The 9009-nt window shown below is 49.5% G+C and carries 4 protein-coding genes; all 4 read left to right on the top strand.

Features of this window, described 5'->3' with window-relative positions:
* Window positions 1-30: 30 nt before the first annotated feature.
* From MKX59_RS21935 to MKX59_RS21920, 4 genes are read left to right on the top strand one after another with little or no spacing between them, the layout of a single operon-like run.
* Window positions 31-1242, top strand: coding sequence for a pyridoxal phosphate-dependent aminotransferase (locus MKX59_RS21935; protein WP_340858932.1), 1212 nt, complete (start codon window positions 31-33; stop codon window positions 1240-1242).
* A gap of 5 nt (window positions 1243-1247) precedes the next feature.
* Window positions 1248-3272 carry a non-ribosomal peptide synthetase gene (locus tag MKX59_RS21930; RefSeq protein ID WP_254347700.1) on the top strand — a complete coding sequence of 675 codons (2025 nt, stop codon included), beginning with the start codon at window positions 1248-1250 and terminating at the stop codon, window positions 3270-3272.
* A gap of 3 nt (window positions 3273-3275) precedes the next feature.
* On the top strand, window positions 3276-7310 hold the full coding sequence (locus tag MKX59_RS21925; RefSeq protein ID WP_340858931.1) for an SDR family NAD(P)-dependent oxidoreductase: 4035 nt from the start codon (window positions 3276-3278) through the stop codon (window positions 7308-7310).
* 41 nt (window positions 7311-7351) lie between these two features.
* A complete protein-coding gene (locus tag MKX59_RS21920; RefSeq protein WP_068938676.1) occupies window positions 7352-8986 on the top strand; it encodes a carbamoyltransferase N-terminal domain-containing protein in 1635 nt (544 codons plus the stop codon).
* The last annotated feature ends 23 nt before the right edge of the window (window positions 8987-9009 follow it).

The following is a 9009-nucleotide window of genomic DNA, read 5'->3' as shown; positions in this document are numbered from 1 at the left end:
GTGCGGTTCATTCAAAGGAGGCAATTACAAATGGAATTAAGATCATCTATTGAATTTTATGACAATCGGTTTTTAATGTTCGTTCTGGATCAAATGGCTTATGAATTTGAGAAAAACGGCTCCAAAGAGGTCATTCGAATGACCTTGGGAAAATCCGAGCTACCTTTGCATGAGGATATCATTCAGTCGATGAAGGATGCGTTGGACACCTTTGAAAAAAGCTCGCTTGTATTTCCGCCGGGTTTGCCGGAATTAAAGGAAGCACTCGCGGAGGAATACAAGAAAACATATGATCTGGACATTAACCCTAACAATATCCTGATTAATGTAGGCACCAGCGCCTTGTTCCGAAATCTGTTTTATTTGCTGGCAAAAGAGGGGGATGAGGTTCTTTTACCGCGTCCGTACTATTCTCTGTATCATTTTTGCGCCCAATTGGTAGGGGCGAATGTTCGCTACTATGATATCAATTTGGAGACGCTAGCACTGGATCTGGATTCCTTTAAGGAAAATTTCACGGATAAAACTAGAATTGTAGTCATTAATTCGCCTGGTAATCCGCTAGGGAACATCTTAACGAAAGACGAGCTGTATGCCATTGATAAAATTATCAACGGTCAGGCGGTGGTCATTAATGATGAGATTTATGCCAATGTTTGCTTTGATGAACGAAGCACTTCGGTACTGGAGCTGACGGATACCAAATCAGCCTTTATTACAACGAATGCTTTCTCCAAAGGATACCGGATGTACAGTCGGCGCGTGGGCTACTGCATCGTTCCTGACGAGCTAGTCACACCGCTCACGGTCATACAGCATCACACATTGCTGACAGCCGACCCTGTCGTGCAATTTGGCGCATTGGAAGCATTGGCACATCCCGAAGAGATTGAGCAGCTGGTCAGCCTGTATAAAGCAAGACGGGATTATACGGTGGAGCGATTCAATGAGGTTCCGCTCGTACGTGCTATCCCTGCACAAGGTAGCTTTTACTTCACACTCGATTGTGAAAAGTACATGGACGAGCACGGCATCGAAACGAGTTTGGAGCTGGCTGAACAAATTATGAGAGCCAAACAAGTGGCGACTGTGCCAGGTTCTGATTTTGGATTGCCGAAAATGCTGCGCCTGTCCTACTCTACAACGCGATACAACGAAGGCATAGATCGCTTAGTGGACTTTTTCACAAACAGCTTGGTAGGTCAATCGGCTGTATCTGCTGCAATTCCGGTTCGGGAGTAGACCCTATGGATCTGGATTTTGATGCATTTGAAATTCTATCGGCAGAAGAGGAACGCGTCATTGCGGAGATGAATCAGACTGCAAAGCTTTATGAGGATCATGTTACGATTCCTGATTTGTTTGCCCGTCAGGTCGCAATCACACCACAGCAAACCGCTATTTATGAATACGGCTCCTCCATTACGTATGCCCAATTGGAGGAACAAGCGAACCGAATGGCCCGCCTGCTGCACGCAGCAGGTGTGCGGCCTAACCAGCGGGTAGCAGTGGTAGCGGAACGGGGAATTGAGCTTTTAGTGGCTGTTTTCGGCGTATTAAAAGCAGGTGCAGCCTACGTGCCTATTGACCCGGACTACCCGAAAAAGCGGATTCAATATATGCTGCGCGACAGTGCTTGCGGTGTGCTGATCACCGAGTCTGCCAAGCTGCAAACGATGCTGGGAGATTTGCCGGAGAGCATGACGACGGTTGTTTGTCTTGACGAAACGAAGATGCGAGCAGATCGTCTGACGGTGTATCAGCGGTCGGATTGGGAGCGCCAGGAGCAGGGCTCATGGGCGTGTCCTGCCAGTGAAAATGATCTTGCGTATTTGATTTACACCTCAGGCTCTACGGGAGATCCCAAAGGAGTCATGATGACGCATAAAGCTGTGCTGAATACGCTCTTTTGGTTGCAGGATACCTTTTGTTTGACCGCAGAAGATGTGATTGCGCAGAAGACTTCTGCCAGTTTTACCGATTCGGTATGGGAATTCTTCTGGCCTCTGATATACGGAGCCAAGCTGTCTATATTCAGCTCGGATGCGGTCAAAGATCCTCAACGGCTATATGAACAGCTACGGGATGACAAGATTACCATTACCCAGTTCGTTCCGGCCCAGATGAGTCTCTTTCTGGATGCGGTTCCGACCGAAGAGACGGATCATCCGCTACCGGAACTTAAATGGGTATTCAATGGAGGCGAAGCCTTACTCGTCAATGGGGTGCGGGACTGGTATAGCACATTCCAGCAAGCCAAGATTGCCAACATTTACGGTATGACCGAGTCGGCTATTTATGCAACCTGTTACCTGATTGACGCATCTCCGGCAGAGGGAGAATTGAGCATTCCGTTGGGAAGGCCCCTTGCGAACATGCATGTTTATATTTTGGACAAGGAGGGGCAGTTGTGCCCCTTTGAGGTCAAAGGCGAAATATGCATCGGCGGGATTGGTCTGACGGAGGGGTACTGGAATAAGGCAGAGGCAACTGCCAAGGCTTTTACTCAGCATCCCAAAACAGGAGAAAGGCTATATCGTACAGGTGATTTGGGCCTGTTACGGCCGGATGGCATTCTAGAGTATAGCGGCCGCAAGGATGATCAGGTACAGGTGCGGGGGTATCGCGTAGAACTCAAAGAAGTGGAGCGGGCCGTATCCGTTTTTCCAGGGATCAAGGAAACCGCTGTGATTGCCCAAACGGATGAGTTTGGTGTAACCAATCTCTTATGTTATTTTACTTCGCTGGAAAAAGGGCTCGAAGTGGATGATCTGACAACACACTTGCGTGAAATATTACCTGAGTATATGATTCCGGGATTTTTCATGGAACTGCTGGAGATGCCGTTAACTCCGAACGGGAAGATTGATCGCAAAAATCTGCCACAGCCGGAGGGCCGAGTTCACCGTTCAACCGCATATGTGGCGCCTCGCAATGAAAGAGAGCATATGCTGACGAAAATCTGGGCCGGAATTTTAAATATAAGCCCGGAGGACGTCGGCATCCATGACAGCTTTTTTGAAATCGGCGGCAATTCCATCTCGATTGTTCGGCTTCATCGAAAGATGAAGCACGCACTGGGCAGTGAGGCAACAGTAGCCGAGCTGTTTTCCTATCCTACGATTGCAGCGTATATGAATCACTTTGAAAATCAGTCCAAGGATGACGAACAGCTGGATCAGGATCTTATGAGCCTGCTGGATCAAATTGAAGATGGCTCACTGGATGTAAGCGAGTCTATACGGGCGCTGGACCATCTGAAGGAGGGATAACATATGAAACGGGTTCAGAAGTATTTGCTAGCTCAGGTTGCTGCAAAACATCTCTCCAAGATAGAAGCTCTGCCGATGCTAAAAGAGCTATTCGAAAATGAGGCCAAAACGGTGAAGGTTGATGATATTGCCGTGGTTGGGATGGCCTGTCGTTTTCCGGGCGCAAATGGAACAGATGAGTTTTGGGATAATCTTGTGAACAGCATGGATGCCGTGAGGGACTTCCCGGAAAGCCGCAAGGCTGACGTGGACCAGCCTATTCGGGACTATTTTAAAGGTAAACGATATGCGCCGGAGATCAAGTATCGCAGAGGAGCCTATTTGGACCATATTGATCGTTTTGATGCGGAATATTTTAACATTACTCCCGCAGAAGCCCGGTGTATGGACCCTTTGCAGCGCATTTTCCTTGAAGTTACCTGGGAAGCACTGGAGGATGCCGGCTATGCCGAAAAGGAATTGTACGGCTCACGAACCGGGGTATACGTAGGGGATACGGATGCCGATTACTTGCAACTGATTCAGAACATGGAACCGTATGCCTTACCCGGCAATACCATTTCAGTCGTAGCCAGTCGGGTGGCCTACTTGCTGAATCTCGCCAGCGGCAGCCATCTGATTGATACCGCCTGCTCGGCATCTTTGGCTGCTGTGCATCATGCGGTCAAAGGACTGATTACTGGCGATTGTGACATGGCTGTAGCCGGCGGGCTGAACCTGACCCTGTTTCCTGTAGATGAAGGGCTGGTCGATATCGGCATTGCTTCTCCCGACTCTGTTGCGCGCACCTTCGATGCCGCAGCGAATGGGACGGTATGGGGCGAGGGATTCGGGGTCATCGTACTGAAGACGCTGGAAAAGGCTAAAAAGGATCGGGACCATATCTACGCTGTCATTAAAGGCAGCTCCATGAATTCGGACGGAAAGTCCAACGGCATTACCGCGCCAAGTGCCTTGGCTCAGACGGAGCTAATGAAGGAAGCTTGGCGTAATGCGGGTATCTCTCCGGAAACGGTAACCTACATTGAGGCTCACGGTACAGGAACTCGTCTAGGTGACCCAATTGAGATTGAAGGCATTACCAACGCCTTCCGCAGCTACACGGACAAGCGGCATTTTTGTGCCTTGGGCGCGGTGAAAACGAACATAGGTCATCTGGACACCGCAGCCGGTATTGCAGGTCTAATCAAAACAGTGCTGTTATTGCAAAAGAAGGAGATTCCGGCAACCCTCCATTTTAACGAGCCGAATCCGCACATTAATTTCATTGAATCGCCTGTGTATGTGAATACAGAGTTGGTTCCATGGGAGACGGAGGCAGGAGTGCCACGGCGGGCAGGAGTAAGTGCTTTTGGTCTAGCAGGAACTAACTGTCATGTCATATTGGAGGAATATGAGCAGGACGAGCAGAGCCAGTCCGCCAGTGGAGAAAACGTACCGTATGTATTTACGTTGTCTGCCAAGAGTAAAGCTTCCTTTGATGCTTTGGTTGACCGTTATCGTACGTTTTTGGATCGCACGGCTCATGCGCTGCCAGATATTTGTTTTACAAGCAATCAGGGACGGGGGCACTATGCTTATCGGCTTGCGATTGTAGCTACAAGTCTTGAAGAGTTAAGGGAAGGGCTGGAGCGATTTGCAAATGCAGATGAAGCTGCACGTCCAGCTTTAGCGGGAGAGGGGATATATTATACCCGCCTAACGACCCGTGAGGAGAAAAGCTTCAAGGTACAGCCTGACACCAGCCTAGATCGGGTTGTGGATGAATATATGCAAGGTAGCGAGATCAATTGGACAGCTCTGCATGATTTGGATCAAAGACATCGTGTTCCTTTACCTGTATATCCATTTGCAGGCAAACGACATTGGGTGAATTATATCCCGGAGCATGCGATGGAGCATAAAACAGATTCCCCAGCCTTGAGATCGGTACCGGAGAAGCAGGTTGACCAGTGGTTCTATGAACTGAATTGGGTAGCCAGTCCGTTGACGGCTTCTGCCTCCCAAGAACGGTCGGTTACCAGCAAGTCATGGCTTATTCTGGCGGATGAAGAAGGCGTAGCTGCTTCACTAAGCGAGTTTATGAAGGATCAAGGACTCACACCTATTATCGTAGAGGCTGCATCTGATTATGCTGCCATAGATCCGAGCCATTATCAGATTCGTCCCGGCTATGCGGAGGATTATAACAGGCTGCTTGCAGCCGTGACCGAGGTTGAGACGCGAGGGGGAGCAGAGCTTTCTGGTATCGTCCACTTGTGGACCTGCACCGAAATTCGCAGTCGCATGCGACAACTCGATGATTTGAATGAAAGTCAGGAGCAAGGGGCTTTAAGTCTTTTTTATTTGATGAAGGCTGTTCAGGCAAGCTCGATTCATCGCCTGTTGGAAATCAAAGTCGTCTCGAACTACGCACAGCTGGTCGTAGCGGAGGATACATATGTGTTCCCGGAAAAAGCGCCTCTGTGGGGATTGATGAAGGTCATCTCGCAGGAATATAGTCAGCATCGTTGTAGCTGTATGGATGTAGAAACGATCGGACGTGACAATTCCGACATTGCTCAGGAAATCATGCTGGAATTGGATCGGGACGAAGCAGATCAAAGTTCAGCATGGCGAAGCGGTCAGCGGTATACGCAGCAGCTGGAACGGATGCAGCTTACAGCTCATCCACATCGGAAGATTACAATCCGTGAGGGTGGCGTCTATCTGATTGCCGGGGGAGCCGGTTCAGTTGGACTGGAAACCTGCCGCTATCTTGCCCGGCAGGCGAAGGTTAAGCTCGTGCTGGTGAACCGTACTGTGCTTCCGGACCGGGAAAGCTGGCAGGAACGAGCTGCGGGGCTGGATACCTCTGAAATTACGAAGAAAATCCGTGGACTGTTGGAGATTGAAAAGCTCGGCTCCGAGGTGAGCTACTATGCGGCAGATATCACGGATCTGGATGCAATGAAGAAGGTCGTGGATGATGTGCATGCACGTTATGGCCCGATTCATGGGGTCATGAATGCCGCGATGCATTTGGAGGAAATTCGTCTGGAGCAGATGGATGCAGCGGGGTTCCAGCGAACCATGGGAGCCAAGGTAATAGGAACATGGGTGTTAAACGAGGTGACTAAGGATCAAACGCTGGACTTCTGGATTCTTTTCTCGTCAGTGGCTTCGCAGCTGGGAGGTGTAGGCTTGGGTAGCTACGCTGCTGCAAATGCATTTCTGGATCAGTATGCCCACTATCAGAGCCGTCGTGGCATGGAGATGATGGCGATCAACTGGTCGCATCTGGAGATGGGGGCTACATCGGACGAGCTGATGGATCAACGGATGTTATCTCAGCCGATTTCGTCGGAGGACTATGGCAAGCTGTTTGATCGGCTTTTGCAATATAAACTGACCCAAACGGTCATTGCCAACATTCGCAGCCAGGAGCTGGCTCAAGTGTTGACGCTGCTCAAGGTTCGCTTTTCCCCAGACTTAACAAAGGAAATTACAGAGCAAGCGCAGGGACACAACGATCAAGAGTCTGAAGCCTACAGTCATCTGCTGGAGTCCTATCAAGAGCTGAAGCAGTTCATTACCTCTAATGAGGCACTGAACGATATGATCCAGCGAAATGTGAAGCTGGGTGCTAAATTTGTCTCCTTCGAGGAAGAGCTGTTTCGTACGCTACAGCCCAAGTCGGAGGCTACGGACACTGGAGTGCACATGAACTCTCACATTCAAGTGACCTTGATCGGCCGTGATGGAGATGCGTATTCGAAAACAGAACGGCAGCTAGGTCAGATTTGGGGCGAGGTACTGGGGCATGAGGAAATTAGCATACACCAGGACTTTTTTGAAAATGGAGATTCGCTGATGCTGATGAGTGTCATTGCTAAAATTAAAGACCAGCTGGCCATAGATGTACCGATTCAGGTCTTTTTTCAGGAGCCAACGGTGGCCGGGCTGGGAAGCTGGATAGATGAATCCAATCGTGTCGATTTCGAGGAATCCGATATCATTCCGGTATTACCACGTCATTTTGCTGAGGCTGAACAATAAAGCGGCTTTGTGTTGGGCTAACAGGTGAGGAGTGAAGGAACATGTTATTCTGCGGACTGAAATTAACGCATGATGGTAGTGTGGCCTTGATTGAGGATAACAAGCTTATTTTCAGCTACGAGGTTGAAAAATTCAATAACAACAAACGCTACAGCGAAATTCCTGATTTGGATTTTGTCGAGGAAGTGCTTAACCTGCATGGCTATACCTCGGCAGATGTGGATCGGTTTGTCATCGACGGCTGGGCCGGATTGAAGGAAAGCAAGGTGGACACGCGTTCCCATGGACAGGAGCTGTCTCTCACGGTTGCACCTTACCGCGAAGTATCGCTATCAGCCGACGCGCTCCAAGCCTATTCGGGCAGTGGTCTTGCCATTGGCGGAAGAACCTACGACTATACCAGCTATATGCATTCAACCACACATATCGCCAGCACCTATTGTGCAAGTCCTTATGCGGTGACCAAGGAGCCGTCTTACGCGCTTGTGTACGATGGCGGCATGTATCCGCGTTTTTATTACTTTGATCCAGCGAACGGAAAATTAGAAAATCTGGGTCCTCTCTTCATGTACATTGGCAACATTTATTCACTGTTTTCGCTGCACTTTGAGCCATTTCTGCGCGGAGGGCAAGGACCACGTGTGGATGATCTTTCGGTAGCGGGCAAGGTCATGGCCTACATTGCCAAGGGACAGGTACGTCCAGAGCTGCTCGAACAGTTTGAATTAACGTATGCACGGCATTTTTCACCCTCGCTGGAGTTTAACTGGACCTTTTCCCAGGAAATCAAGCGATATGTAGATGAGCATCATATTCCGCATGCAGACGCCATGGCGTCTTTCCATCAGTATTTGGAGCAGCTTCTCGTAACCTCGCTGGAGGCGAGTGTGACCAAGCATGGACGGAAAACACGAAACTTTTGCTTTATAGGAGGCTGTTCTCTGAATATCAAATGGAACAGTGCGATTCGGGAAAGCGGATTATTTGACGATGTGTTTGTTTCTCCGTTCACCAACGATACAGGTTCGGCTATTGGTGCTGCCTGTTGTGAAATGATTCATCAGACAGGTCATCCTCATTTGAATTGGTCTGTGTACAGCGGACCCATGGTCATTCAAAATGAGCCAGCAGAAGGCTGGGAATCACGTGCTTGTACGGTAGCACAGCTCGCGGAACTGCTGCATACGACAGATGATCCAGTCGTGGTGCTGCATGATCGGGCGGAACTGGGACCACGTGCATTGGGCAACCGGAGTATACTGGCAGCTGCCGTTCAACCGGATATGAAAGACCGCCTGAATGCCATCAAGCAGCGGGAAGACTATCGTCCGGTCTCACCGATTTGTATGGAGGAGCATGCGCCTGCTATTTTTTCACCGGGAACCCGTGATCCGTATATGCTTTTTGATCATATGTTGCGTGATGAATGGGTGGAACGCATTCCTGCGATCCGTCATCTCGATGGAACGGCACGCCTCCAGACGGTGAGTCGGGAGGATAATCCGCTGATCTATGATTTGCTGGATGCGTACGAGAATTTGAGCGGTATTCCAGTGCTGTGCAATACCAGCGCCAATCTGCTCGGCAGCGGCTTTTTCCCGGATGTACGTTCTGCAACCGAATGGAACGGAACCCGGTATGTCTGGTGCAATGAAACGTTATACGAAAAGCAGTAGCATATCCTCGAATAATGTACAGA

It is taken from the genome of Paenibacillus sp. FSL R7-0340, from assembly GCF_038002205.1.
Classification (GTDB): Bacteria; Bacillota; Bacilli; order Paenibacillales; family Paenibacillaceae; genus Paenibacillus; species Paenibacillus polymyxa_B.
This window is presented reverse-complemented; position numbering and strand designations above follow the sequence as displayed.